Here is a 21,124-nt window from a genome sequence, read left to right as displayed (position 1 = left end):
CCATCAAATGAGGTCAATGCTGCATACGCATTAACGTGCCGATGGGCATGGCCCAAGTTGAGCGAATGAGCGTGAGTTCCGACCAATGCCGGAAGTGAAGATAGCCCCACTGAAACTAGTGGGGTTTTCTATTGTCGCCGAACCATTCCTTTACCTCTGGATGTCGTCCACGGGACACCGGAAGGGCTTCGCCAGATTGTGTGTGAACAACCGCCCCTGCCAATTCCAGAGCCTCTTCCTTTGCGACCCAAAAAGACCGGTGGATTTGTATCCCATCTTCATGGGTAACCTGACCCAGAAAGTCCTTCATGCGAGCGCGATATTCTGAGGTGCGGGCATGGGTCGTGACAACAAGATAGTGTTCAGCGCTTTTTACACTGCGAATAATCTCCAACGGGATCGATTTCCCGTTCAAAATTATGAAGCGGTTTGTCTGAGTGTCTGCCTTTTCTTCGACCGTGGCTTCGAGCTCGCTACGCTGCAAGGGGAACAGCCAGACCAGGGCCGTCATTTCGATGGCGTGCGCGAAGATCACATTCTTCACGTAGGTTCCCCAAGTAACAGGATCCCCGCGGTCTGGCGCCCAATCTCCCAAAACATTCGGCAAATAAGCAGCGAAGCCGCTCAAAATACATATCAACGGAGCAGTTGATAAAAGAACGGGCAGGGGACGTGATGTGTATTTTTGCCAAACCGACGAAAAGGCGAAGCCCCAATAGGGAAGGATAAGAATATAGAGGACAAGACTAATGCCCCAGTAAAACGTGCGAGACGTATATACGGGCATAGTTGGAAAAAGCGTCGGGTTTCCCATGGCGATAAGCAACAGAGAAACGAAGAGCAGGACTCTGACGCGTGGACTGTGAATCAGTGTGAACAGTTCATGTGACGTGAACTGCAAAACACTACCATTGGTGAGTAAAACACGAAATTCGTGACATTCTAGTTTAGGCATTCAGGTACTTAAAATACTTGTAAGTTCGTTAACGAGTGGTCGTTGGACGAGCTTAGATTGCTGGTAGTTCAATCACAAGCTGGTCGGCGTATTGTTTCTGTTAAGCGCACGGGGCGGAAATGCTCTTCATTCCCAAGTGCGCCCCTCCGCCGCCCGTTTCGGCGGAGGGCCCTTCCCAGAGCGTTTGGGCTGACGGGGTGAAAGCACAAGAAATTTCCAAGTTTTCCTTGCCCTATCCCACCCCCTACCTTATAGAGCGGCATCTCGCGGCTCCGGACCTCCGGATTCGTGGGTTATCTATTGACCCACCAGACCTAAGGTGACCCGAAAAAGGGGGCCTTCTGGTGAATGGAAAAAGGAAAAGGCGCATGAACGCCCAAGAACTGCGTGATAAAACGCCGGATCAGCTTCGTGAAGAGCTGACCAACCTGAAAAAAGAAGCCTTCAACCTGCGTTTCCAGCAGGCCTCTGGCGCTCTGGAGAACACCGCCCGTGTGCGCACTGTCCGTCGTGACATCGCCCGCGTTGCAACCGTTCTGAACGAAAAAGCTGCAGAAGCAGCGGCTGAATAAGAGGAGCCTGAGACATGCCCAAACGTATCCTGCAAGGCACCGTGACCAGCGATCAAAACGAACAGACTGTAACCGTTTCGGTCGAGCGTCGCTTCAAGCACCCCGTGCTTCAAAAGACCATCCGTAAGTCCAAGAAGTACCGGGCTCACGATGCGAACAACCAATTCAAAGTCGGTGACAAAGTCCGTATCCAGGAATGCGCGCCGATTTCGAAGACCAAACGCTGGGAAGTTATCGCCTAATAAGCGTTAACTGACCGGTTAATCGAAACCCTGAGGCATTTAAGTCCTCAAAGGTCGGGAGAAACCACATGATCCAGATGCAGACCAATCTGGATGTTGCTGACAACTCCGGCGCACGCCGAGTTCAGTGCATCAAGGTCCTGGGTGGTTCCAAGCGTAAATACGCATCCGTAGGCGACATCATTGTTGTCTCGGTCAAGGAAGCCATCCCGCGCGGCCGCGTGAAGAAAGGTGACGTCCGTAAGGCCGTCGTCGTACGCACCGCCAAAGAAGTCCGTCGTGAAGATGGCACCGCGATCCGTTTCGATCGCAACGCAGCTGTAATCCTGAACAACGCCGGTGAGCCTGTTGGCACACGTATCTTCGGCCCGGTTGTTCGTGAGCTGCGCGCCAAGAACTTCATGAAGATCATCTCGCTCGCGCCGGAGGTGCTGTAAGATGGCTGCTAAGCTGAAAAAAGGCGACAAGGTCGTCGTTCTTGCAGGCAAGGACAAGGGTAAAGAGGGCGAAATCTCGTCCGTGAACCCGAAAGCCGGCAAGGCAATCGTAGATGGCGTAAACATCGCTGTCCGTCACACCCGCCAGACCCAGACTTCTCAGGGCGGCCGCGTACCTACCGCGATGCCGATCGACCTGTCGAACCTGGCCCTGCTGGACAGCAACGGTAAAGCAACCCGCGTTGGCTTCCGCGAGGAAGACGGCAAGAAGGTCCGCTATGCCAAAACCACCGGGGAGACTGTATAATGCTTGATACTGCAAACTACACCCCGCGCCTGAAGTCGCTGTACAAGGATTCCATCCGCGCAGCTCTGAAGGAAGAGTTCGGCTACAAGAACGACATGCAGATCCCGCGTCTGGACAAAATCGTCCTGAACATGGGTATCGGTGACGCTGTCAAGGACACCAAGAAGGTGAAGCACGCTCAAGAAGCGCTGACCCTAATTGCTGGTCAAAACGCTGTCATCACCAAGGCGAAAAAGTCCATCGCGACTTTCCGCGTTCGTGAAGAGATGCCGCTTGGTACCAAGGTGACCTTGCGTGGCGACCGGATGTACGAATTTCTGGATCGTCTGATCACCATCGCAATGCCCCGTATCCGCGACTTCCGCGGCGTATCGGGTAAATCGTTCGACGGTCGTGGCAACTATGCCATGGGCCTGAAAGAACACATCGTCTTCCCGGAAATCGACTTCGACAAAGTTGTCGACATGCTGGGTATGGACATCGTGATTGCCACCACCGCGGAAACTGACGCGGAAGCAAAGGCGCTGTTGAAAGCTTTCAACATGCCTTTCAACAGCTAATCGCGGGAGAGAGAGAACATGGCTAAGAAATCTATGGTCGCCCGCGAAGTGAAGCGCCAAAAGCTGGTTGAGAAATATGCCGCCAAGCGTGCCGCGCTGAAAGAAATCGCGAATGACGAAAGCAAGCCGATGGAAGAGCGTTTCAAAGCGCGTCTGAAACTGGCCAAATTGCCGCGCAACAGCTCGGCTACCCGTCTGCACAACCGTTGTCAGCTGACCGGTCGTCCCCACGCTTACTACCGTAAGCTGAAGGTCAGCCGTATTATGCTGCGGGAACTGGGCTCTAAAGGCCAGATCCCCGGTATGGTCAAATCTAGCTGGTAAGGAGGGTTTTAGATGTCTGTAAACGATCCTATCGGCGATATGCTGACCCGCATCCGTAACTCGCAAATGCGTGGCAAGTCCACCGTTCGCACCCCGGCCTCCAAGCTGCGCGCTTGGGTTCTGGACGTGCTGCAGGACGAAGGCTACATCCGCGGTTACGACAAAGTTGAAGGCGCCCGTGGGCTGCCTGAACTGGAAATCGGCCTCAAGTACTACGAAGGCGAGCCTGTGATCCGCGAACTGAAGCGCGTATCGAAGCCCGGCCGTCGTGTTTACATGAGCGTCAATGACATCCCGACTGTCCGTCAGGGCCTGGGTGTGTCGATTGTCTCCACGTCTCGCGGCGTGATGTCGGACGCAAACGCTCGCAGCCAGAATGTTGGCGGCGAAGTGCTTTGCACCGTCTTCTAAGGAGGTCTGAATGTCTCGTATTGGTAAAAAACCGGTCGAGCTGCCCTCGGGTGTCACCGCATCCGTGTCTGGCCAGACCGTCGAAGTGAAAGGCCCGAAAGGCGCCCAGACCTTCACCGCAACCGACGATGTCACCATTGCCGTTGAAGACAATGCTGTTACCGTTGCTCCGCGCGGCTCGTCCAAACGTGCCAAGCAGCAGTGGGGCATGTCCCGCACCATGGTTCAGAACATGGTTACCGGCGTAACCGATGGTTTCAAGAAAGAGCTTGAGATCAACGGTGTTGGTTACCGTGCACAGATGCAGGGCAACACCCTGAAGCTGTCTCTGGGCCTTTCGCACGAGGTGAATTTCGAAGTTCCGGCTGGTGTCACTGTCACCGCGCCGAAGCCCACCGAAATCATCATCGAAGGTGATGACGCACAACTCGTCGGCCAAGTCGCGGCCAACATCCGCGAATGGCGTAAGCCCGAGCCCTATAAAGGCAAAGGTATCAAGTACAAAGACGAGTACATCTTCCGCAAGGAAGGTAAGAAGAAGTAAGGACGCTAAAAATGGCAAACAGCAAACGAGACCTGTTCTTGAAGCGCCGCCTGCGCGTTCGGAACAAACAGCGGAAAGTAAACGTCGGCAAGCTTCGCCTGTCGGTTCACCGCTCGAACAAGAACATCAGCGCACAGCTGATCGACGATGTTGCAGGCACCACCCTGGCTTCGGCTTCTTCTCTCGAGAAGGATCTGGGCGTGGTTGGCAAAAACAACATCGAAGCAGCCACCAAAGTGGGTGCAGCGATCGCAGAACGCGCAAAGAAAGCCGGTGTGGAAGAGTGCTACTTCGACCGTGGCGGCTTCCTGTTCCACGGCAAAGTGAAGGCTCTGGCCGACGCTGCGCGTGAAGGTGGTCTGAAGTTCTAAAAAACTGAGGAGGGCGGCAACGCCCTCCCGATGATCAGGGGGCGCCTTCCGGGCGCTCACCAGGGTCGAGTTAAACTGGCGCCAAGCGCCAACGTGAAAGGATAGCCTGATGGCTGAACGTGAAAACCGTCGGGGTCGTGGTCGTAACCGCGAAGAAGAAACCCCGGAATTCGCGGATCGTCTAGTTGCGATTAACCGCGTATCAAAAACCACCAAAGGTGGTAAGAACTTTGGCTTCGCAGCGCTTGTCGTTGTAGGCGACCAGAAAGGCCGCGTTGGCTTTGGTAAAGGTAAAGCGAAAGAGGTCCCCGAGGCCATTCGCAAAGCCACCGAGCAAGCCAAGCGCCAAATGATCCGCGTACCTCTGAAAGAGGGCCGCACCCTGCACCACGACATCGAAGGTCGTCACGGTGCCGGCAAGATCATCATGCGCACCGCGCCTGTCGGTACCGGTATCATCGCCGGTGGTCCGATGCGTGCCGTGTTCGAAATGCTGGGTGTTCAGGACGTTGTCGCTAAGTCGACCGGTTCGCAGAACCCCTACAACATGATCCGCGCCACCATCGACGGGCTGAAGAAAGAAAGCTCGCCGCGCCAGGTCGCTCAGCGTCGTGGTAAGAAAGTGGCAGACATCCTCAGCAAGCCTGATGCAGCACCGGCCGCGGCCGAAGCTGAAGCAGCTGAAGCGTAAGGAGACCTGAAGCATGGCTAAAACCATCGTCGTAAAGCAGATCGGTTCCCCGATCCGCCGTCCGCAGGACCAGCGCGCAACTCTGATCGGTCTGGGTCTGAACAAGATGCACAAGACCCGCGAACTGGAAGACACCCCTTCGGTTCGTGGCATGATCGCCAAGATCCCGCACATGGTCGAGATCATCGAAGAGCGCGACTAAGCGATCTTTGAAACAGTTTGAAAACGCCCCGGTGGAAACGCCGGGGCGTTTTTCTTTTGCGGCGAGAAGCTTTTGCTGCGTTGCAGAAAATGCATGGCGGGAAGACCGTATTGTAAATTGTTAGCGCCGGACAATGGCCCTAGATAGCGGGCACGGGAGAAACACCCAAACCCGGAACTTCCCGGGACGTTGAAAGGAATAGACATGGCACATGCAGCCCAAACCGCCTACTCCGGCCTAAGCATTGCCGGTTACATCAGCCAAGCGATCGCGAACTTCCGCGAGAATTTGGCAACCCGCAAGCTTTACCTGGATACCATCAATGAGCTTCAAAGCCTTGATGACCGTGATCTTGCCGACATCGGCATCTCGCGCGGACAGATCGAAGACATCGCACGCGCGCACGCTTACGGCGCCTAAACGCCGAAGCAGATTATCAGTACGTTTGACGCCCTGGGGATCCCTCTGGGGCGTTTTGCGTTTCTGCCATCGGAGACGCGTTCTTTTTCCGCCTAAAATCTATGCAGTCAGCGCAACCCGCCTTTGCTTTCTTGTCTGTGGTCGCAGTGCTTGCGCGCGCGTAATAGGGCGGAAAATACCCCCTGTTTTTTCGCGCCATGCCAATGGCAATCTCAAAGGAAACCGATATGGCTACCTCGCAATTCTCTTCGGCCTCGCGCGGGCTGAACATCGTAGATCGTGTCTTCATTGCGATCGACGCTCTGGCGACCTCTGTCCGCCAGTACTATGACTATCACCGCACTGTTAAAGTCCTGAGCAAGCTGACCGCGCGCGAACTGGACGATCTGGGCCTGAACTCGCTGAACGTCGAAAGCGAAGCGCGCAAGCTGGTCTACGGCAACTGATCAGCAAACGGGCTTGATCAACGGGGGGCTTTGAGCGTATACGCCCCCGGTGGCCTTCCGCCACAGAATCAACATCAAGAAAAGCCGTGTTTGGCCCGCTTACGCTTCAGGGGTCAGTTCCGGCAAGGAGAAGCGACATGAAATTGCATGAACTGCGCGATAACGAAGGCGCAACCAAACCTCGCAAACGCATTGGCCGTGGTCCGGGTTCGGGCACTGGTAAAACCGGTGGCCGTGGTATCAAGGGTCAGAAGTCCCGCTCGGGTGTGGCGATCAAAGGCTACGAAGGTGGCCAGATGCCGCTGTACCAGCGCCTGCCGAAGCGTGGTTTCAACAAGCCGAACCGCAAGAAATTCGCCGTTATCAACCTGGGCCTGATCCAGAAGTTCATCGACGAAGGCAAGCTGGACAGCAAAGCAGCGATCACCGAAGACGCGCTGGTTGCGTCTGGTCTGGTCCGTCGCAAGCTGGACGGTGTGCGTGTTCTGGCCAAAGGCGAACTGACCGCAAAGGTCGAGCTGAACGTCACCGGCGCATCGAAATCGGCAGTTGAAGCCGTCGCGAAAGCCGGCGGATCGCTCACAACAGCGTCGGCGGCCGAATAAGAGGTTGTGGGCGGCGCTTTAGCCGCTTACATCCCAAGTATAGTTTTCCAAGCGCCGCCGGACCGGAAAACGGTTCAGGCGGCGCTGTCATGAAAGAGACAGGGCATGGCATCTGCAGCAGAGCAAATGGCCGCAAACATCAGCTGGAGCGCCTTTGGTAAGGCGACAGAGCTGCGTCAGCGGATTCTTTTCACCCTCGGGCTTCTGATCGTTTACCGGTTGGGCACGTTCATCCCCGTGCCGGGGATCGACGGAAACGCGCTTCGCGACTTCATGGAGCAAGTGTCCACAGGCGTTGGCGGTATTCTGTCGATGTTTACAGGTGGTGCGCTTGGCCGGATGGGTATCTTTGCTCTGGGCATCATGCCGTATATCTCGGCCTCGATCATCGTTCAGCTGATGACGGCGATGGTTCCTCAGCTGGAACAGCTGAAGAAAGAGGGCGAACAGGGCCGCAAGAAAATCAACCAGTTCACGCGCTACGGCACCGTGTTCCTGGCGACATTCCAGGCCTATGGTCTGGCCGTTTCGCTTGAAGCAGGTGATCTTGTCACCGAGCCTGGTTGGTATTTCCGTGCTGCGACCGTGATTACACTGGTTGGCGGCACCATGTTCCTAATGTGGCTGGGTGAGCAGATCACTGCACGCGGCGTTGGTAACGGTATCTCTCTGATCATCTTCGTCGGCATTATTGCCGAGGTTCCTGCCGCTTTGGCGCAGTTCTTTGCTTCGGGCCGTTCCGGCGCGATCAGCCCGCTCGTGATCATCAGCGTGATAGCAATGGTGGTGGGCGTGATTGCCTTCGTGGTCTTCATGGAGCGTGCATTGCGCAAGATCCACATCCAATACCCGCGCCGTCAGGTTGGTATGAAAGTCTACGACGGTGGGTCGTCGCACCTTCCGATCAAAGTGAACCCGGCAGGCGTGATCCCGGCGATCTTCGCAAGCTCGCTGTTGCTGCTGCCGACCACGGTCTCGACCTTCTCGGGCAGCCAAACCGGCCCCGTGATGTCGATCCTTCTGGCCTACTTTGGTCCGGGCCAGCCGCTGTACCTGCTGTTCTTTGCAGGCATGATTGTGTTCTTCACCTATTTCTATACCTACAACGTCTCGTTCAAGACCGACGATGTGGCGGACAACCTGAAGAACCAGAATGGCTTTGTACCGGGTATTCGCCCGGGTAAGCGGACCTCGGAATATCTGGAATACGTTGTGACGCGTATCTTGGTGCTGGGCTCTGGTTATCTGGCACTCGTCTGCCTGTTGCCTGAAATCCTGCGTGCTCAGTTGGCGATCCCGTTCTACTTCGGCGGCACCTCGGTTCTGATCGTTGTTTCGGTGACCATGGACACCATCCAGCAAGTGCAGTCGCACTTGATGGCTCACCAGTACGAAAGCGTTATCGAGAAGTCGCAACTGCGCGGCAAACGCAAAGGGCGCCGTAAGGGTCCGGCACGGCGCTAAGCGTCCGTATTAGAAAGTTCTTGACAAGGCCGGTTTCTGGCCTTGACGAGTTTATGGAAAAGGCCTAAAGCAGGCCCCTCAATAATGAATCGTTTCACCAACGTTCGCTGATTCCAGTAAACAGTGTGAGGCAAATAAGCAGAAGGCCCGAAGGCAGGAAGCTTTCGGGCTTATGTTGTGAAAAAAGGTTCTGGAGCTACGGAACCGCAACCGAAGGAAGACAAACGTGGCACGTATTGCTGGCGTAAACATCCCTACCGGGAAACGCGTCCCCATCGCACTGACTTATATCACTGGTATTGGTCATCACTCGGCAGCTAAGATCTGTGAAGCTGTTGGTATCGAATCCACCCGTCGTGTGAACGAACTGTCGGACGCCGAAGTACTGGCGATCCGCGAGCACATCGACGCGAACTTCACCGTTGAAGGTGACCTGCGTCGTGAAGTTCAGATGAACATCAAGCGCCTGATGGACCTTGGCTGCTACCGCGGTCTGCGCCATCGTCGCAACCTGCCCGTACGTGGTCAGCGCACGCACACCAACGCGCGCACCCGCAAAGGCCCGGCGAAACCGATCGCTGGCAAGAAGAAGTAAGGGGAGGTCTGACCAATGGCACGTGATAAGACACGCACCAAGCGTAAAGAGCGTAAGAACATCGCCGCAGGCGTTGCTCACGTAAACAGCTCGTTCAACAACACCAAGATCCTGATCTCGGACGTTCAAGGCAACGCGATCTCGTGGTCGTCGGCCGGCACCATGGGCTTCAAGGGTTCGCGCAAGTCGACCCCGTATGCTGCTCAGATGGCTGCAGAGGACGCGGGCAAGAAAGCCCAGGAGCACGGTGTTAAGACCCTTGAAGTTGAAGTTCAGGGTCCGGGCTCGGGTCGTGAATCGGCTCTGCGCGCACTGGCCGCTATCGGTTTCAACATCACCTCGATCCGTGATGTGACCCCGATCGCACACAACGGCTGCCGCCCTCCGAAGCGCCGCCGCGTCTAATCAAAAATTTAGTGCTCGGGCCTGCGGTGTCGCATGGCCCGAGTCCGTCATTTTAAACCTCGGGCGCTTTCGGCGCTGGACATGAGCCGCAAGCAGGAATTGAGGAGACATACATGATCCACAAGAACTGGCAGGAACTGATCAAGCCCACACAGCTGGAGATCAAGCCGGGTAACGACCCCGCACGTCAGGCTAGCGTTATCGCAGAGCCGCTGGAGCGTGGCTTTGGTCTGACCCTTGGCAACGCGCTGCGCCGCGTTCTGCTGAGCTCGCTGCAAGGTGCAGCGATCACCAGCGTTCAGATCGACAACGTTCTGCACGAATTCTCCAGTATCTCGGGTGTACGCGAAGACGTTACCGACGTTGTGCTGAACTTGAAGGGCGTAGCCCTGCGTATGGACGTCGAAGGCCCCAAGCGCCTGTCCATTTCGGCCAAAGGCCCGGGCGTTGTCACTGCTGGTGACATCTCGGAAACCGCTGGCATTGAAGTCCTGAACAAAGACCACGTCATCTGCCACCTGGATGATGGTGCCGACCTGTTCATGGAACTGACCGTCAACACCGGCAAAGGCTACGTTGCTGCTGACAAGAACCGCCCGGAAGATGCGCCGATCGGCCTGATCCCGGTTGATGCGATCTATTCGCCGGTCAAGAAAGTTGCTTACGACGTGCAGCCGACCCGTGAAGGTCAGGTTCTGGACTATGATAAGCTGACCCTGAAAATCGAAACCGACGGTTCGGTTTCGCCGGACGACGCCGTAGCTTTTGCTGCGCGTATCCTGCAGGACCAGCTGTCCACCTTCGTCAACTTCGACGAGCCCGAAGCGGCTGGTCGCCAGGAAGAAGACGACGGTCTGGAGTTCAACCCGCTGCTGCTGAAGAAGGTCGACGAGCTGGAGCTTTCGGTCCGTTCGGCAAACTGCCTGAAGAACGACAACATCGTTTACATCGGGGATCTGATCCAGAAGACCGAAGCAGAAATGCTGCGCACGCCGAACTTCGGCCGCAAGTCGCTGAACGAGATCAAAGAAGTTCTGTCTGGCATGGGTCTGCACCTTGGCATGGATGTCGAGGAATGGCCGCCGGAAAACATCGAAGACCTGGCGAAGAAATTCGAAGACCAGTTCTAAGATTGACAATTCGAGGGGGCGGTACTAAACGCCCCCTCATCAAATGCCCGGGAGTGCCGGGGAAAATATGGGCAAACGCCCCAAGGAGAGTGGCCTCAGGACCAGAGGCTGCCAGACAAAGTAAAACGCAAGAACGGAGATTAACATGCGTCACGCTAGAGGCTACCGCCGCCTGAACCGTACCCACGAGCACCGCAAAGCGCTGTTCGCAAACATGGCCGGTTCGCTGATCGAACACGAACAGATCAAAACCACCTTGCCCAAGGCAAAAGAACTGCGCCCGATCGTAGAGAAGCTGATCACCCTCGCAAAGCGCGGTGACCTGCACGCTCGTCGTCAGGCCGCGTCCAAGTTGAAGCAGGATGCCTATGTCGAGAAACTGTTCGAAGTACTGGGCCCGCGCTACAAAGACCGTCAGGGTGGCTACATCCGCGTCATGAAAGCTGGCTTCCGCTATGGTGACATGGCACCGATGGCGATCATCGAATTCGTTGACCGTGACATCGACGCAAAAGGCGCTGCCGACCGTGCCCGCCTTGAGGCCGAAGACGCCGCCGAAGAATAAGCGATATTTCGCAAGACATACAAAAGCCCCGCGAATCTCGCGGGGCTTTTTGTTTGTTTGGTCAAATATTAACGGGTAACATTCTGCTGTTCGGCTGGCAGCGGGGGTCGGCTTAACGGATGAGAGAGATTGCTGATAATCTCGCTCAGGTGGGCATCCTCGATGGAAGACCCGCCCAGAAGATCTAAAAGATCCTCGCGTAAATTTTTGGGAAGGGCCATGACCTTGGCAAATAAATCAGGTCTGATCGTTTTTGACATACTTCTCTCTAGGTTTACTACCCCGGCAATCGTCAATTTAAAGTTGACTATGGCTGGCGCAACTTGTCTAAAAAGACATGTTCAATAAGCTAGTCTTTGACCGCGAGCTACAGACGCTCGGTGAATTGGCGCCGGCCGGGTACTTCCTTGGCCTGCATATCCGATTCACCTCTCCGCTGATGTCGTTTACGACTTATGATCCCGCTTGGACTGAACACTATACAAATAATGGGTACGTTCTACGCGATCCTATGACCGCGTGGGGCTTTTGCACTACTGGCTCGACCCGGTGGAGTAATAAAAAAATCCCGGACCCGTTTGGCATCTTCAAAGAAGCCGCGAGTTACGGATTGAGGTATGGCGTAACGATCTCCTGTGGGCCCATAAGCTCTAGAACGATTGCGAGTTTGGCACGAGCAGATCGGGAATTCCTGGACGAAGAGATCGAGCAGATCGAGCATCTGGTATTTCGTCTCCATGATATTACCGAGCCTCCGCAAAAGTTGACCAAGGCACAGATCGAAGCGCTGAAGTGCATTGCGGAAGGCGACAGGTATGCAGCTGCGGCTGCAAAGCTGGGCATTTCGGAAAGTGCGCTCAAAGCGCGACTGACATCAGCACGTCAGCGCCTTATGTCGCGTACCACTGCCGAAGCGATCCAGCGGGCCAAAGACTATGGTCTGATATAATGAGTGGTTTGTTTATGTACCGCCTCCGCATGCGAGAAATCGTATCAACCTTTGCTGCTGGAGGCACAAATGCAAACTACCACTCTTTCCTTCGAAAACATGCACCACCACGGTGAACTGTTCGCTAACATGCTGCGCGCGCGCCGCGAACTGTTTATCGGTCACAACAAATGGGACCTCCCAGAGGCCATGGGGATGGAATACGACCAGTATGACACCCCGGCCAGCCGTTGGGTCGTTGTCCACGACGATCTTGGCCGTGTGTTGGCCGGCAACCGTCTGACCCCGACCACCGCGAAATGCGGCATCTATACCTACATGATCCGTGACGCTCAGAAGGGTCTTCTGGACACCATCCCGTCGCATCTTTTGTACGAAGAAGCGCCGGTTTGTGAAAACGTCTGGGAAAGCTCGCGCTTGTTCGTGTCGCATGATGTCCCTGCGAATCGCCGTCGTCGTGTGCATGCTCAACTGGTTCTGGCTTTGGCCAGCGCTGCGCGGAACCTTGGCGCCAGCCAGTGTCTGACCTTGCTGAATGCCAACTGGCCGCGCTGGGCGGGCCGTGTCGGTGTCGACATGACCGCCATGGGGCCGGTGATGGAAATCGAAGGTGTGAACAATCAGGTCGTGTCGATGAACTTCGCCTCGAACCTGCACTAAGTTCGCAGACGGCCTCCAATCATGTTGCCTTGGGTGCGAAGGTAGCTTGAACAAAGTCTCGGCTCTGCTCATATCACGGGCAGAGCCAGACCGGAGGTAAATATGAGACGAGTTCTTGCTGCGCTGATCCTAGCCCTAGTCCCGAGCGTGGGATTGACCGAGACGCGGGTTCCTGGAACGCAGCAGGAAATCACATTAAGCTTTGCGCCAGTGGTCCGGCAGGCAGCGCCTGCCGTGGTCAACATCTTCGTAAAGCGTGTGGTCGAGCAACGGCGTACCCCGTTTGCCAACGACCCTTTCTTCCGCGAATTCTTCCGAGGATTTCAGGACACACGACCGCGACTTCAGAACTCTCTGGGGTCCGGCGTGATCCTGACCGACGATGGATATGTCGTTTCCAACTATCACGTCGTGGGGCAGGCGGATGAGATCCGCGTGGTGCTTCAGGACCGGCGAGAGTTTGATGCGACCGTCGTTCTGGGCGACGAAGGCTCTGACCTTGCGATCCTGAAGCTGGACGGCGCGTCCGATCTGCCGTCATTGGACTTCCGCGATCTGGACAATCTTGAGGTGGGCGAATTGGTGCTGGCCATCGGCAACCCCTTTGGCGTGGGGCAGACCGTGTCGGCGGGTATCGTCTCGGCCCTGTCACGTTCGGGCATGCGTGTTGGAAGCGGGAAGGGTTTCTTTATCCAGACCGATGCAGCCATCAACCCGGGCAATTCCGGTGGGGCGCTGGTGGATATGCGTGGGCAGTTGGTGGGGATCAACACTGCGATCCTGTCGCGTGGCGGTGGCTCTGTCGGGATCGGTTTCGCGATCCCCGCGTCTCTTGTACGTAGCTTTTTGGACCAGGCGCAAAGTGGCAATGATGCCTTTGCGCGCCCTTGGGCGGGGGTGATCGGGCAGGCGCTGGACGCAGACATGGCGGAAGCGCTTGGCCTAGACGTGCCAACGGGCTTGCTTCTTAGCGAGTTGCACGAAGACAGCCCCTTCGCGGCAGCGGGTCTGCGCCAAGGTGATGTGATCCTAAGCTTTGGCGCCGAAGAGGTGGCAACACCGCAAGAGGTCTATTTCTACATGTCGATCACGCCGATGGGCGAAAAAGTAGAAGTGGAATACCTTCGGGACGGGAAAACACGGACCGCGAAGGTCGTGATGATGCTCGCCCCTGAAAAGCCGTCTCGTGACCCGGTTGTGCTAACAGACAAAAGCCCGTTCGAAGGGCTAAAGGCCGTGCGGATCAACCCGGCTGTCATTGGTGAATACAATCTTCCTTTCTCTGCGAACGGTGTCTTGGTCACAGATCCGGGGCGCCTTGGAAATCGTGCGGGTCTGCGCGCGGGGGATATCGTGCTTCAGGTTAATGGAAAACGGATCAACAGACCCGACGATCTGCGCAAAGCGATGCGGGAAAGAACGCGAAACTGGTCGATCGAATACCTTCGGGGTAACCGGCGTAGCGTCTTGCGCTTTCGCATCTGATCCGGCTGCCCTAGTCTGCGCCTATGGCTGACCTGTTTGATACCCCTTCGCGCGAAGACACGGCTCCGCGTCCTTTGGCTGACCGATTGCGGCCCAGACATCTGGACGAGGTGATCGGGCAGGAACAGGTTCTGGGCCCCGAGGCGCCATTGCGGGTGATGCTGGAAGCAGGCAGCCTTGGTTCGCTGATCCTTTGGGGACCGCCCGGCGTTGGGAAAACCACGATCGCACGGTTGCTGGCGGATGAGACTGATCTGGCCTTCGTCCAGATCAGCGCGATTTTTACCGGTGTTCCCGAGTTACGAAAGGTGTTCGAGGCCGCCAAGCTACGCCGCCGGAACGGCAAGGGCACCTTGTTGTTTGTGGATGAGATCCACCGCTTCAACAAAGCACAGCAAGACGGGTTCCTGCCGCATATGGAAGACGGCACGATCCTTTTGGTGGGTGCGACTACCGAGAACCCCTCGTTCGAACTGAACGCAGCGCTTCTAAGCCGCTCGCAAGTGCTGGTGCTGAACCGGCTGAACCCGGTGGCGCTAGAACTGATGTTGCAGCGGGCTGAGAAAGAACTGGGCAAAGCGCTGCCCCTGACCGGAGAAGCCCGTGAGGCGCTGATCGAGATGGCCGATGGTGACGGTCGCGCCGCGCTGAACCTTGTCGAACAGGTGGCCGCGTGGAAGACCGAAAAGTCACTGACCGTAGATGAACTCTCGACCCGCCTGATGAAGCGCGCGGCCAAGTACGACAAGTCGGGGGATGAGCATTACAACCTGATCTCGGCCCTGCATAAATCGGTGCGAGGGTCCGACCCCGATGCCGCGCTATACTGGTTCGCCCGGATGCTAGAGGGTGGAGAGGACCCGCGTTTCCTTGCCCGTCGCATCACGCGTATGGCGGTAGAGGACATCGGCCTTGCCGACCTGCAGGCCCAGACCATCTGCCTGCACGCGTGGGAAACCTATGAGCGCTTAGGCTCTCCGGAAGGGGAGCTTGCCCTGTCGCAGGCCGTGGCCTATCTGGCGCTCGCCCCAAAATCGAACGCGGGCTACGCCGCTTATAAGGCCGCGCGGAAGGCTGCGAAGAAAACCGGGTCAGAACCGCCGCCCAAACACATCCTGAATGCACCGACCAAACTGATGGAAGAGCAGGGCTATGGCGACGGCTATCAATATGACCATGACGCCGAAGACGGGTTCTCGGGTCAGAACTATTTTCCCGAAAGCATGAAGCGCGGCGTCTATTACCTGCCCGTCGAGCGCGGGTTCGAACGCGAGCTGAAGCGCCGCGTTGACTATTTCGCCAAGCTGCGCGCCAAGCGCGACAGCTAGGATCGCTTGACTTTTCCGCGTGGGCGGGGGAAGGGCTTGGCATGATCTGGACAGTATTACAGGTGGCCCTTGGCGGGGCCTTGGGGGCGTCTAGCCGCTATCTGACAGGCGTCGCCGCTGTGCGACTTCTGGGGCAGGGCTTTCCCTTTGGCACGTTGATCGTGAATGTGGTGGGCTCTTTCCTTATGGGGCTGTTGTTCGTTGTGCTGACCGAACGCGGCCAGCAGGGCGCGATGCCGTTTCTGCTGACCGGTGTTCTGGGGGGCTTTACGACCTTCTCGGCCTTTTCGCTGGATGCGATGACCCTGTTCCAGAAGGGGCAGGTGGGGCTGGCTTTGGTCTATGTTCTGGCCTCGGTAGTGGTGTCGATTCTGGCGCTGGCCCTAGGCCTAATGGTGGCGAAAGGAGCCGTCGCATGAGTGGTGTACAAACCCTGACCGTATCCGAGGATGACGAGGGCCAACGGCTGGATCGTTGGTTCCGCCGTATCTTCCCGCATATCGCCCAAGGGCGGATCGAGAAAATGTGCCGCAAAGGCGAAATTCGCGTCGATGGTGGTCGGGTGAAATCCTCTACCCGCGTCGAGGCTGGACAACAGGTCCGCATCCCGCCGCTGCCCGATCCGGGACAGGTGGTTTCGCGTCCGAAGCCAACGGTCAGCGACAAAGACGCCGAGATGTTACGGTCCTGTGTCTTGTACAAGGACGACTACATCATCGCGATCAACAAACCACCCGGTCTGCCGACGCAAGGGGGCAGTAAGCAGACCAAGCACGTGGATGGTTTGGCCGAGGCGCTGAAGTTTGGTTATGAAGAGAAGCCTCGTCTGGTGCATCGTCTCGACAAAGACACATCGGGCGTGTTGCTGCTGGCGCGGACGCGCAAGATCGCCTCGGATCTGACCGGCGCGATCCGCCATAAGGAAACACGCAAGATTTACTGGGCCGTCGTTGCGGGCGTCCCTACGCCATACTTGGGCGAAATTCGCTTTGGCCTGATGAAAGCACCGGGTCGCGGTCGCAAGGGTGAGGCGGAAAAGATGATCTGTGTTCATCCGCGCGAGATGGACAGCCACCCTGATGCCAAACGGGCCCATACGCTCTATGCCACGCTTTACCGTGTTGCCAGCCGTGCCGCTTGGGTTGCGATGGAGCCGATCACCGGCCGCACCCACCAGTTGCGCGCCCATATGGCCGAGATTGGCCACCCGATCGCTGGTGACGGCAAATACGGCGGGTCCAAGCAGGAAAACCTTGGTGATGGCTGGGGCGCGAAGATTGGCGGGATCATTTCGAACAAGCTGCATCTTCACGCGCGTTCGATGACATTTGAGCACCCGGTGACGGGCAAACTCACGACGATTACCGCCCCGCTACCAGAGCACATGGCCAACACCTTCGAGACCTTCGGTTGGACCGAAGACTTGGCTGCCGACGATCCGTTCGAGGGGATCTGAATGACCGATCTGCGTCTTGTGGTCTTCGATATGGACGGCACCCTGATCGACAGTCAGGACGTGATCGTCCAGTCGGTCGAAACGGCCTTCGCGCAGATGGGGCGGCCAGCGCCCTCGCGCCCGAAAATCCTGTCGATTGTCGGTTTGTCGTTGCCGCAAGCGCTGGCGCAATTAGCGCCCGATATGAATGGCGCCGATCTGGATGAGGCGGTTGCACGCTACAAGCATTCGTTCGTCGAAACGCGCAAGGTAAGCGGGGGTACACCTTCCCCGCTATATGCGGGCGCAATGGAGGCGCTGAACCTTCTTGCAGCGCAGGACGAGACATTGATGGGCGTTGCCACAGGCAAATCCCGCCGCGGGCTGGACCATGTCTTTGCGGGGCACAACCTGCGCCATTACTTTCAAACAGCGCAGACCGCAGATGACCATCCGTCCAAGCCGCACCCTGCGATGCTGCATCAAACATTGCGCGATACCGGGGTCGACGCGCATCAGGCCGTGATGGTCGGCGATACGACATACGACATTGAGATGGGCGTCGCCGCCGGGTTTCGGACTGTGGGTGTCAGTTGGGGCTATCACGCACCGGAAAAGCTGCGAAATGCGGGTGCGGATATTGTCATTGATGACTTTGCTGCGCTAAATCCGGCGCTGGAAAACTTCTGGGGATAGACGATGAGCGAATGGAAGTCGAAACGCTTCTGGAAAACAGCGGAGGCGGTCGAGGTTGATGGCGGATGGACCGTGCATCTGGACGGGCGCAGCGTGAAGACGCCTGCCAAGACGGCCTTCGTCCTGCCCTCGAAAGCCATGGCGCAGGCGGCCGCGGAAGAGTGGGACGCGCAAGAGAAAGAGATCCAGCCGCTGACGATGCCGGTGACTCGGTCGGCCAATGCCGCGCTCGACAAGGTCAGCGCCCAGCATCAGGAAGTGGCCGATCTGATCGGTGCCTACGGGGAAAGCGATCTGCTTTGCTATCGCGCAGACGGGCCAGACGGCCTTTGCGAGATGCAGGCCAAGGCATGGGACCCATATCTGACTTGGGCCGCGAATGAGTACGGCGCAAAACTAGTGACCACGGCCGGTATGATGCCGGTACCTCAGGACGCGGAAAGTGTCGCGGTTTTGAAGCGAAAGGTTCATAATACGACCCCCTTCGAACTTACCGCTTTGCACGATCTGGTCAGCCTGTCCGGGTCACTGATTCTCGGTCTGGCGGCAGCCAATGACGTAGCGGAAGCAGACGAAATCTGGTCGGTTTCGCGTGTTGATGAGGCTTGGCAGGAAAGCCAATGGGGCCCAGACGAAGAGGCCCAAGAGGTTGCTGAAAAGAAACGGCAGGCGTTCCTACATGCCAAGCGTTTCCTGACTCTTTGCAGCGACGACTAAAACGAGATCACTCTGCTTTTGGGCAGCCCAAAAGTTGTTCAGCGGGTGGAGTGAGCAATTTTTTTTACCAATCGAATGGCTTTTCCCTACGTCGCTCTTGACGATCTTGGATGTTTGCGCCCAAAGTTTAGTCGCTGCCGGGGCCTTCACTCAGAACAAAGGTCCCGGGTTTCAGATTGGTGCGAATAAAGTCACCGGCTGAAATTAATCAACAGGAAGAGGATAAAATGAAAAAATCTGTATTTCTCGGCACTCTGGCTGTAGCAGGCCTGGCCGCTGGTATTTCGGCAGCGGGTACGCTGGACGATGTTAAAGCGCGCGGCAAGGTAAACTGCGGCGTGACCGAAGGTACTTTGGGCTTTTCTTCGCGTAACTCCGAAGGCAAGCACGAAGGCTTCGATGTAGAATTCTGCCGCGCTCTGGCCGCAGCGATCTTTGACGACGCCGATGCTGTCGAATACATCGAGCTTTCGTCGAAGAACCGCTTCACCGCGCTGTCGGCTGGTCAAGCTGACCTGCTGTACCGTACCACCACCTGGACTTTCTCGCGTGACGTTGACCTGAAGACCTCGTTCGTAGGTATCAACTACTACGACGGTCAGGGCTTCATGGTTCCGAAAGACCTGGGTGTAACCTCGGCGACCGAGCTGGAAGGCGCGACTGTCTGCATCGAGACCGGCACCACGACCGAGCTGAACCTGGCCGACTACTTCCGCGTAAACGGCATGAGCTACGAGCCGCTGCCGGTTGGTGGTACCTCGGAAGCGAAAGCTCTGTACGAAGAAGGCGCCTGTGACGTTTACACCACCGACGCTTCGGCTCTGGCTGGCGTTCGTGCATCGCTGAAAGATCCTTCGGCATACATCATTCTGCCGGAAATCGTCTCGAAAGAGCCGCTGGGCCCGACCGTTCGCCACGGCGACAACGACTGGGAAGACGTCGTTCGCTGGACCCAGAACGCTCTGGTCGCAGCTGAAGAGCTGGGCGTGACCCAAGCCAACGTTGCAGAGCTGGCAAAAGGTACCGACAACCCGTCGATCAACCGTATGCTGGGTTCCGAAGGCAGCCTGTGCAGCATGCTGAACCTGGAGTCTGACTGCTTCGTTCAGGCGATTGCTGCAACCGGTAACTACGGAGAAATCTTCGAGCGTACGATCGGTGAAAGCACCCCGATCGGTCTGGCGCGCGGCCTGAACGCGCTGTGGACCGAAGGTGGTCTGCAATACTCGCCGCCGTTCCGGTAAGATCAAGTTTGAAGGGGCGTAGGAAACTGCGCCCCTTCTCATTTCTATACCTTCCACGAAATTAGACGCGGCCAACCGCGCCACCCTTATCGGGTAAACGGGGAAACTATATGTCCGACTCTGTCGCACCACCGAAAGAGACGTTCCGTCTCAGCATGCTGCTTTATGATTCTCGCTATCGCGGCATCACCATCCAATTCGTCGTTCTGGTTCTTGTGTTGCTGGCCCTCGGGTGGCTGGCTCGCAATGCAGCCGTGAACCTTGCAGCCCTTGGCAAGCCCCTGCGCTTTGACTTTCTGGGCGATACTGCAAGCTATGACATCAACCAACGCCTGATCGAGTACACCTCGACCGACAGCCATGGCCGCGCCGTTCTGGTGGGCCTGCTGAATACGCTGCTTGTAGCCTTCATGGGTTGCGCCGCGGCGACTATTCTGGGTGTCATCGGCGGCGTTCTGCGCCTGTCCTCCAACTGGCTCGTGTCGCGCCTTGTGGCTCTTTACGTTGAAATCTTCCGGAACGTGCCGGTCCTGCTGTGGATCTTCGTCTGCATGTTCACGCTGACTGCGATTGCCCCGGCACCTCGGGCCTTCCGCGGAGACACCCCCGAAGCTTCGATGCTGCTTTGGGATTCTATGGCGGTCACAAACCGTGGTATTTATATCCCCGAGCCGCTTTTCAGTCGCCCCTTGGGGGATCTGAACCTTGGTGTGTTTAATGTCAGCATCGAACTGATCGTTCTGCTGGCGGTGCTTGCAGGCAGCCTGTTTGCCATGAAGTGGAACAACGCGCGCGCCAATCGGATTCAGACCGAAACCGGTGATCGTCCAAACACTATGTGGATGAACATCGCCATCGTCATCATCCCGTTCCTGCTGGTGCTGATCGCACTTGGCTTCCACATCGGCAAACCAGAGCTGAAAGGCTTCAACTTCAAAGGCGGCATCAATATGAGCGCGCCCTTGATTGGTCTTTGGCTGGGTCTGACGCTGTATACGACCACCTATATCATCGAGGCGGTTCGTTCCGGTATTCAGGCGGTCAGCAAAGGTCAGTCTGAAGCGGCCTTTGCGCTTGGCCTTCGTCCCGGACGCACGATGAGCTTGGTAATCCTGCCGCAGGCCCTGCGCGTGATTATTCCTCAGCTGATCTCTCAGTACCTGAACCTGACCAAGAACTCGTCGCTGGCGGTGGCCATCGGCTACATGGACCTTGTGTCCACTCTTGGCGGCGTCACCCTGAACCAGACTGGCCGTGAGATGGAAGCGATCCTTATGTTGATGGCGATCTATCTGACGATCTCTCTGACCATTTCGGGCACGATGAACTGGTACAACAATCGCGTAAAATTGGTGGAGCGGTAA

Annotated in this window: 31 protein-coding genes; 29 read left to right on the top strand and 2 right to left on the bottom strand. The window is 56.9% G+C overall.

Features of this window, described 5'->3' with window-relative positions; translation table 11 throughout:
- Positions 1-115: 115 nt before the first annotated feature.
- Entirely contained in the window at positions 116-955 is an 840-nt protein-coding gene (locus tag CLM58_RS16865; RefSeq protein ID WP_095597012.1) for a LytTR family DNA-binding domain-containing protein, read from the bottom strand.
- Between the two features lie 368 nt (positions 956-1,323).
- On the opposite strand from CLM58_RS16865, the gene rpmC reads away from it, so the two are divergent.
- The 19 genes from rpmC (at position 1,324) to rplQ (ending at position 11,246) form a co-directional block, all read left to right on the top strand.
- On the top strand, positions 1,324-1,527 hold the full coding sequence (gene rpmC, locus CLM58_RS16860) for a 50S ribosomal protein L29 (RefSeq protein ID WP_095597011.1): 204 nt from the start codon (positions 1,324-1,326) through the stop codon (positions 1,525-1,527).
- A gap of 14 nt (positions 1,528-1,541) precedes the next feature.
- Positions 1,542-1,769: a 30S ribosomal protein S17 gene (gene rpsQ / locus CLM58_RS16855; protein WP_095597010.1), complete on the top strand. Its 228-nt coding sequence runs from the start codon at positions 1,542-1,544 to the stop codon at positions 1,767-1,769.
- A 68-nt stretch (positions 1,770-1,837) separates the two neighbouring features.
- Complete coding sequence (gene rplN, locus CLM58_RS16850; protein WP_007427594.1) at positions 1,838-2,206, top strand: 50S ribosomal protein L14; 369 nt, start codon at positions 1,838-1,840, stop codon at positions 2,204-2,206.
- Position 2,207: 1 nt separating this feature from the next.
- Positions 2,208-2,513: a 50S ribosomal protein L24 gene (gene rplX, locus CLM58_RS16845; RefSeq protein WP_095597009.1), complete on the top strand. Its 306-nt coding sequence runs from the start codon at positions 2,208-2,210 to the stop codon at positions 2,511-2,513.
- A complete protein-coding gene (gene rplE / locus CLM58_RS16840) occupies positions 2,513-3,073 on the top strand; it encodes a 50S ribosomal protein L5 (RefSeq protein WP_095597008.1) in 561 nt (186 codons plus the stop codon). Before rplX ends, rplE begins: the two co-directional genes overlap by 1 nt.
- Before the next feature lie 18 nt (positions 3,074-3,091).
- Positions 3,092-3,397: a 30S ribosomal protein S14 gene (gene rpsN, locus CLM58_RS16835; protein ID WP_095597007.1), complete on the top strand. Its 306-nt coding sequence runs from the start codon at positions 3,092-3,094 to the stop codon at positions 3,395-3,397.
- A 12-nt stretch (positions 3,398-3,409) separates the two neighbouring features.
- Complete coding sequence (rpsH, locus tag CLM58_RS16830; RefSeq protein WP_095597006.1) at positions 3,410-3,808, top strand: 30S ribosomal protein S8; 399 nt, start codon at positions 3,410-3,412, stop codon at positions 3,806-3,808.
- 10 nt (positions 3,809-3,818) lie between these two features.
- Entirely contained in the window at positions 3,819-4,352 is a 534-nt protein-coding gene (gene rplF / locus CLM58_RS16825; RefSeq protein WP_095597005.1) for a 50S ribosomal protein L6, read from the top strand.
- An 11-nt stretch (positions 4,353-4,363) separates the two neighbouring features.
- Positions 4,364-4,723 carry a 50S ribosomal protein L18 gene (gene rplR / locus CLM58_RS16820; RefSeq protein WP_095597004.1) on the top strand — a complete coding sequence of 120 codons (360 nt, stop codon included), beginning with the start codon at positions 4,364-4,366 and terminating at the stop codon, positions 4,721-4,723.
- Positions 4,724-4,832: 109 nt separating this feature from the next.
- The gene (rpsE, locus tag CLM58_RS16815; protein WP_095597003.1) at positions 4,833-5,414 is read left to right on the top strand and encodes a 30S ribosomal protein S5; all 582 of its coding nucleotides are present in this window, start codon (positions 4,833-4,835) and stop codon (positions 5,412-5,414) included.
- 13 nt (positions 5,415-5,427) lie between these two features.
- The gene (rpmD, locus tag CLM58_RS16810) at positions 5,428-5,616 is read left to right on the top strand and encodes a 50S ribosomal protein L30 (RefSeq protein WP_095597002.1); all 189 of its coding nucleotides are present in this window, start codon (positions 5,428-5,430) and stop codon (positions 5,614-5,616) included.
- Between the two features lie 204 nt (positions 5,617-5,820).
- Positions 5,821-6,036 (top strand): DUF1127 domain-containing protein, encoded by a 216-nt coding sequence (locus tag CLM58_RS16805; protein WP_095597001.1) that lies wholly within the window; start codon positions 5,821-5,823, stop codon positions 6,034-6,036.
- A 227-nt stretch (positions 6,037-6,263) separates the two neighbouring features.
- Positions 6,264-6,482 carry a DUF1127 domain-containing protein gene (locus tag CLM58_RS16800; RefSeq protein ID WP_099098754.1) on the top strand — a complete coding sequence of 73 codons (219 nt, stop codon included), beginning with the start codon at positions 6,264-6,266 and terminating at the stop codon, positions 6,480-6,482.
- Positions 6,483-6,619: 137 nt separating this feature from the next.
- Entirely contained in the window at positions 6,620-7,087 is a 468-nt protein-coding gene (rplO, locus tag CLM58_RS16795; protein WP_095596999.1) for a 50S ribosomal protein L15, read from the top strand.
- Between the two features lie 105 nt (positions 7,088-7,192).
- The gene (gene secY / locus CLM58_RS16790; RefSeq protein WP_095596998.1) at positions 7,193-8,551 is read left to right on the top strand and encodes a preprotein translocase subunit SecY; all 1,359 of its coding nucleotides are present in this window, start codon (positions 7,193-7,195) and stop codon (positions 8,549-8,551) included.
- Between the two features lie 226 nt (positions 8,552-8,777).
- Positions 8,778-9,146, top strand: coding sequence for a 30S ribosomal protein S13 (gene rpsM, locus CLM58_RS16785; RefSeq protein WP_095596997.1), 369 nt, complete (start codon positions 8,778-8,780; stop codon positions 9,144-9,146).
- Positions 9,147-9,161: 15 nt separating this feature from the next.
- Positions 9,162-9,551, top strand: a complete 390-nt coding sequence (gene rpsK, locus CLM58_RS16780) for a 30S ribosomal protein S11 (protein ID WP_035261034.1) — start codon at positions 9,162-9,164, stop codon at positions 9,549-9,551.
- Between the two features lie 113 nt (positions 9,552-9,664).
- Entirely contained in the window at positions 9,665-10,681 is a 1,017-nt protein-coding gene (locus CLM58_RS16775; RefSeq protein WP_095596996.1) for a DNA-directed RNA polymerase subunit alpha, read from the top strand.
- 145 nt (positions 10,682-10,826) lie between these two features.
- A complete protein-coding gene (gene rplQ / locus CLM58_RS16770; RefSeq protein WP_095596995.1) occupies positions 10,827-11,246 on the top strand; it encodes a 50S ribosomal protein L17 in 420 nt (139 codons plus the stop codon).
- Positions 11,247-11,314: 68 nt separating this feature from the next.
- On the opposite strand, the gene CLM58_RS16765 is transcribed toward rplQ, so the two are convergent.
- Entirely contained in the window at positions 11,315-11,506 is a 192-nt protein-coding gene (locus CLM58_RS16765; RefSeq protein ID WP_095596994.1) for a hypothetical protein, read from the bottom strand.
- Positions 11,507-11,583: 77 nt separating this feature from the next.
- Between CLM58_RS16765 and CLM58_RS16760 the strand changes: the two genes are divergently transcribed.
- From CLM58_RS16760 to CLM58_RS16715, 10 genes are all read left to right on the top strand, one after another.
- Positions 11,584-12,195: a helix-turn-helix transcriptional regulator gene (locus CLM58_RS16760; RefSeq protein ID WP_095596993.1), complete on the top strand. Its 612-nt coding sequence runs from the start codon at positions 11,584-11,586 to the stop codon at positions 12,193-12,195.
- A gap of 69 nt (positions 12,196-12,264) precedes the next feature.
- A complete protein-coding gene (locus CLM58_RS16755) occupies positions 12,265-12,855 on the top strand; it encodes an acyl-homoserine-lactone synthase (protein WP_095596992.1) in 591 nt (196 codons plus the stop codon).
- Positions 12,856-12,957: 102 nt separating this feature from the next.
- Positions 12,958-14,340, top strand: coding sequence for a Do family serine endopeptidase (locus CLM58_RS16750; RefSeq protein WP_095596991.1), 1,383 nt, complete (start codon positions 12,958-12,960; stop codon positions 14,338-14,340).
- Between the two features lie 23 nt (positions 14,341-14,363).
- Complete coding sequence (locus CLM58_RS16745) at positions 14,364-15,668, top strand: replication-associated recombination protein A (protein WP_095596990.1); 1,305 nt, start codon at positions 14,364-14,366, stop codon at positions 15,666-15,668.
- A 41-nt stretch (positions 15,669-15,709) separates the two neighbouring features.
- Positions 15,710-16,087 carry a fluoride efflux transporter CrcB gene (gene crcB, locus CLM58_RS16740; protein ID WP_095596989.1) on the top strand — a complete coding sequence of 126 codons (378 nt, stop codon included), beginning with the start codon at positions 15,710-15,712 and terminating at the stop codon, positions 16,085-16,087.
- Positions 16,084-17,124, top strand: coding sequence for an RluA family pseudouridine synthase (locus CLM58_RS16735; RefSeq protein ID WP_095596988.1), 1,041 nt, complete (start codon positions 16,084-16,086; stop codon positions 17,122-17,124). The genes crcB and CLM58_RS16735 overlap by 4 nt, the downstream gene beginning before the upstream one ends.
- The gene (locus CLM58_RS16730; protein WP_095596987.1) at positions 17,125-17,799 is read left to right on the top strand and encodes an HAD-IA family hydrolase; all 675 of its coding nucleotides are present in this window, start codon (positions 17,125-17,127) and stop codon (positions 17,797-17,799) included.
- Between the two features lie 3 nt (positions 17,800-17,802).
- Positions 17,803-18,516: an ATP12 family chaperone protein gene (locus tag CLM58_RS16725; protein ID WP_095596986.1), complete on the top strand. Its 714-nt coding sequence runs from the start codon at positions 17,803-17,805 to the stop codon at positions 18,514-18,516.
- 227 nt (positions 18,517-18,743) lie between these two features.
- Positions 18,744-19,760 (top strand): amino acid ABC transporter substrate-binding protein, encoded by a 1,017-nt coding sequence (locus CLM58_RS16720; RefSeq protein ID WP_095596985.1) that lies wholly within the window; start codon positions 18,744-18,746, stop codon positions 19,758-19,760.
- Positions 19,761-19,870: 110 nt separating this feature from the next.
- Positions 19,871-21,124: an amino acid ABC transporter permease gene (locus tag CLM58_RS16715; RefSeq protein ID WP_095596984.1), complete on the top strand. Its 1,254-nt coding sequence runs from the start codon at positions 19,871-19,873 to the stop codon at positions 21,122-21,124.

The organism is Actibacterium pelagium (assembly GCF_002285415.1).
Lineage (GTDB): Bacteria > Pseudomonadota > Alphaproteobacteria > Rhodobacterales > Rhodobacteraceae > Actibacterium_B > Actibacterium_B pelagium.
The sequence above is the reverse complement of the archived record's forward strand: the minus strand, read 5'-3'. Positions and strand labels throughout refer to the sequence as shown.

Excerpts from the sequence above, each read along its gene's own strand:
- rpmD (WP_095597002.1), top strand. The coding sequence starts at position 5,428 with ATGGCTAAAACCATCGTCGTAAAGCAGATCGGTTCCCCGATCCGCCGT.
- CLM58_RS16745 (WP_095596990.1), top strand. The coding sequence starts at position 14,364 with ATGGCTGACCTGTTTGATACCCCTTCGCGCGAAGACACGGCTCCGCGT.
- rpmC (WP_095597011.1), top strand. The coding sequence starts at position 1,324 with ATGAACGCCCAAGAACTGCGTGATAAAACGCCGGATCAGCTTCGTGAA.
- CLM58_RS16715 (WP_095596984.1), top strand. The coding sequence starts at position 19,871 with ATGTCCGACTCTGTCGCACCACCGAAAGAGACGTTCCGTCTCAGCATG.
- crcB (WP_095596989.1), top strand. The coding sequence starts at position 15,710 with ATGATCTGGACAGTATTACAGGTGGCCCTTGGCGGGGCCTTGGGGGCG.
- CLM58_RS16775 (WP_095596996.1), top strand. The coding sequence starts at position 9,665 with ATGATCCACAAGAACTGGCAGGAACTGATCAAGCCCACACAGCTGGAG.
- CLM58_RS16865 (WP_095597012.1), bottom strand. The coding sequence starts at position 955 with ATGCCTAAACTAGAATGTCACGAATTTCGTGTTTTACTCACCAATGGT.
- CLM58_RS16730 (WP_095596987.1), top strand. The coding sequence starts at position 17,125 with ATGACCGATCTGCGTCTTGTGGTCTTCGATATGGACGGCACCCTGATC.
- rplN (WP_007427594.1), top strand. The coding sequence starts at position 1,838 with ATGATCCAGATGCAGACCAATCTGGATGTTGCTGACAACTCCGGCGCA.
- secY (WP_095596998.1), top strand. The coding sequence starts at position 7,193 with ATGGCATCTGCAGCAGAGCAAATGGCCGCAAACATCAGCTGGAGCGCC.
- rplR (WP_095597004.1), top strand. The coding sequence starts at position 4,364 with ATGGCAAACAGCAAACGAGACCTGTTCTTGAAGCGCCGCCTGCGCGTT.
- rpsQ (WP_095597010.1), top strand. The coding sequence starts at position 1,542 with ATGCCCAAACGTATCCTGCAAGGCACCGTGACCAGCGATCAAAACGAA.
- CLM58_RS16720 (WP_095596985.1), top strand. The coding sequence starts at position 18,744 with ATGAAAAAATCTGTATTTCTCGGCACTCTGGCTGTAGCAGGCCTGGCC.
- CLM58_RS16725 (WP_095596986.1), top strand. The coding sequence starts at position 17,803 with ATGAGCGAATGGAAGTCGAAACGCTTCTGGAAAACAGCGGAGGCGGTC.
- CLM58_RS16750 (WP_095596991.1), top strand. The coding sequence starts at position 12,958 with ATGAGACGAGTTCTTGCTGCGCTGATCCTAGCCCTAGTCCCGAGCGTG.
- CLM58_RS16800 (WP_099098754.1), top strand. The coding sequence starts at position 6,264 with ATGGCTACCTCGCAATTCTCTTCGGCCTCGCGCGGGCTGAACATCGTA.
- rpsH (WP_095597006.1), top strand. The coding sequence starts at position 3,410 with ATGTCTGTAAACGATCCTATCGGCGATATGCTGACCCGCATCCGTAAC.
- rpsE (WP_095597003.1), top strand. The coding sequence starts at position 4,833 with ATGGCTGAACGTGAAAACCGTCGGGGTCGTGGTCGTAACCGCGAAGAA.
- CLM58_RS16765 (WP_095596994.1), bottom strand. The coding sequence starts at position 11,506 with ATGTCAAAAACGATCAGACCTGATTTATTTGCCAAGGTCATGGCCCTT.
- CLM58_RS16735 (WP_095596988.1), top strand. The coding sequence starts at position 16,084 with ATGAGTGGTGTACAAACCCTGACCGTATCCGAGGATGACGAGGGCCAA.
- CLM58_RS16805 (WP_095597001.1), top strand. The coding sequence starts at position 5,821 with ATGGCACATGCAGCCCAAACCGCCTACTCCGGCCTAAGCATTGCCGGT.
- rplE (WP_095597008.1), top strand. The coding sequence starts at position 2,513 with ATGCTTGATACTGCAAACTACACCCCGCGCCTGAAGTCGCTGTACAAG.
- CLM58_RS16760 (WP_095596993.1), top strand. The coding sequence starts at position 11,584 with ATGTTCAATAAGCTAGTCTTTGACCGCGAGCTACAGACGCTCGGTGAA.
- rpsK (WP_035261034.1), top strand. The coding sequence starts at position 9,162 with ATGGCACGTGATAAGACACGCACCAAGCGTAAAGAGCGTAAGAACATC.
- rplX (WP_095597009.1), top strand. The coding sequence starts at position 2,208 with ATGGCTGCTAAGCTGAAAAAAGGCGACAAGGTCGTCGTTCTTGCAGGC.
- CLM58_RS16755 (WP_095596992.1), top strand. The coding sequence starts at position 12,265 with ATGCAAACTACCACTCTTTCCTTCGAAAACATGCACCACCACGGTGAA.
- rplO (WP_095596999.1), top strand. The coding sequence starts at position 6,620 with ATGAAATTGCATGAACTGCGCGATAACGAAGGCGCAACCAAACCTCGC.
- rplQ (WP_095596995.1), top strand. The coding sequence starts at position 10,827 with ATGCGTCACGCTAGAGGCTACCGCCGCCTGAACCGTACCCACGAGCAC.
- rpsN (WP_095597007.1), top strand. The coding sequence starts at position 3,092 with ATGGCTAAGAAATCTATGGTCGCCCGCGAAGTGAAGCGCCAAAAGCTG.
- rplF (WP_095597005.1), top strand. The coding sequence starts at position 3,819 with ATGTCTCGTATTGGTAAAAAACCGGTCGAGCTGCCCTCGGGTGTCACC.